The 2,475-nt window shown below is 31.7% G+C and carries 2 protein-coding genes and 1 pseudogene; all 3 read right to left on the bottom strand.

What is annotated here, in order from left to right; all coding sequences use genetic code 11:
• Window positions 1–820: glycosyltransferase family 2 protein (locus DBR11_RS26750; protein WP_108555612.1), on the bottom strand; the 820-nt coding region annotated here is incomplete at its 3' end.
• 253 nt (window positions 821–1,073) lie between these two features.
• Window positions 1,074–1,952 (bottom strand): glycosyltransferase, encoded by an 879-nt coding sequence (locus tag DBR11_RS26745; protein WP_158275389.1) that lies wholly within the window; start codon window positions 1,950–1,952, stop codon window positions 1,074–1,076.
• Window positions 1,915–2,475 (bottom strand): annotated as a pseudogene (locus tag DBR11_RS30425) (polymerase); the annotation flags it as partial. The pseudogene DBR11_RS30425 and the gene DBR11_RS26745, both read right to left, overlap by 38 nt.

Here is a 2,475-nt window from a genome sequence, read left to right as displayed (position 1 = left end):
TTCTAGGGCTGATGAAAATTGGATAATAAAGTATTTTAATAAAATACTTTATAAAATTTACCAGTTTCCAATTAAAAGGAACGTAAGGCCTCTTAATCAGAATCAAAAAATTCCGAAATTGATAAAAACATCTCATAGGAGGAGATATTGCAATGGTTAATCCGAATATTTTTTTATCTCCTTCACCCAATTTATGAAGCAACAGCGCCTTCTCATTGATAAAGCAAGTATAGCCCATATTATTCCCTCTCCAACACCATTCATGATCTACTCCATCAATAAAAAGTGAAGATTCCAATAGTCCAATCTCATTTATTGCGGCTCTTGAAATTAGGCTCCCGGAACTCATAACTTCCGTCTTTTTCACTAGATGTCCAGAAATATAATTCTTCTTCAACTCTCTATCCTTATATACGGTATTAGTATCTCGATTTATTGTTAATGCTCCTACCGCGGAAATCTTAAATTCATTCATTTTATGTAACAAATGAAATGAATCCATCAAATTTTCTATCATATACTCGTCGGGCACACTATCCTGATCCAAAAGTAAAACAAATTGAGTACCCTCAGACTCAAAAACCTTTCTAATTCCTATATTTTGTGCCTCGGCAATCCCCTTATTCTCTTTTAATGGAAGATAATGCACACTCTTTGACTCAGAAAAAAAATCTATGATTTGCGTATACTCCACGTCTGGTGTATTATCAATAATATAGATATTGCCTACTTGTTTGCTTATTTTTTCAATATTTAAGATTATCAAACTCACATCCGGATAATAAAGGACCACCACTGCTCCTAAGCTTTCAAATATCATAAGATTTAGTTTACAGCCGAATATGTCAAATATATAGATTAGAAGAGAACAATTTAAGTGCAGTGTTATCCATGTATGAATCCGTATAAACGATGTTAAATAAAAAATGTGTGCGAGAGATCATTAGACAGAGCCTGGATGCAAAAATAAGCTAAAAATATTCTTTAGCTTGCTTGTAAATATAAAAAGAAATGCCATAATATGAATAACACTATTACAAAAATTATCAAAAGACGAATTTCAAGCTAGCTTCTCATTTATTTTCCAGTATTATCTTGAATCCATCTTTTATACCGACAATAATTCGTTTCAGAATGTTAATATCCTTGTTTACAACCGGATAGTAAACCATTTTTACTATATATTTTATAAAGCTATTTAATTTCCAATAAAAAGGCACATACCCCCTAAAGAGTAGAATGATAAAATTTCGATACTGATAATACAACCTGAAAGAAGAAGTTGTTGCAATATCAAATCCTGCGATTTTTCGGTCTCCCTCCCCTAGACTATGAACTAAACTTGTTCTGGTGGATAAAAAAGTCTGATATCCATATTTTTTTGCTCTCCAACACCACTCATGGTCTACACCATCGATAAATAAAAGTTCTTCAAAATGACCTATTTCATTAAAATCCTTTACAAGCATCAGTCCTCCAGAACTAATGATTTGCTTTGTTTGAAAGAATTTAACTCCATCTATTATGAAGTCTTTGTTCTTGAAGAGCCTGGGTTCATACGGATTGTTTGTTTGACTGTTAACTGGCTGAGGGCCGATGGTAGCAACTTGAACATTATGTAATCTCAGGAGCTTAAAATCTTCGATCAATGTTTTCACCATATTCTCAAAGGGAATACTATCCTGATCCAAAAAAACGACATATTCATAATCTTTCACAAATTCTAATCCTACATTTTGAGCATGGGCTATACCAAAATTGTCTAATAATGGATAATAAACAACATTTTCTAATTCATTAAAACTTGACTCAAAAATTGAACGATTATTCCCTATACTATTATCGATTGCAAAAACCTTACAACATTGGGTGGAAGCCTCATTAATCACCTCCTTTAATAAATTCCAATTAGGGTTATATAGTATTACTATTGATGCGATTTCCTTCTTCAATTCTTTTCTTCTTAATGTAAACCCAGCTATTTAATACGATTATAATGACTACGTGATTAGTGTCAAATATATAAGGATTCGTAACAGCATAAACAATATAAATGAAATAGGCAAGATAGATCTCTTGATTATCCCAGCCCCATTTCAGCATCATGATTAATATATTATATATAATAAAACAAAGAAAAAAAAATATTCCAAGTTGGTTTAATATATACAAAGTTTGAATCTCAAAATATATGCTATCTGTATAATCTCTAAGGGGAGTTATTACCTTTAGAGTATGCCCCAGGCCTTGTCCTAGCAACAACGTGAATTGGCTTTCAGATAGGTTATCAATTAAAACATTAACCTGGTCGCCTCTCAAATTCAATGACTCATCACTCTTCATTTCAATCGTAGATGTAACATATTGATAAATGTATGGCGATATTAACACCAATAATAAGACAAAAAAGACAACCTTAATACTATAAGTATTTATAGACTTACTGTACTTAAGTGAAAACATCTTGTATAAGGC

Source organism: Pedobacter sp. HMWF019 (assembly GCF_003061025.1).
Classification (GTDB): domain Bacteria; phylum Bacteroidota; class Bacteroidia; order Sphingobacteriales; family Sphingobacteriaceae; genus Pedobacter.
Note: the sequence above shows the minus strand (reverse complement) of the source record. Positions and strands in the feature narration are given on the sequence as shown.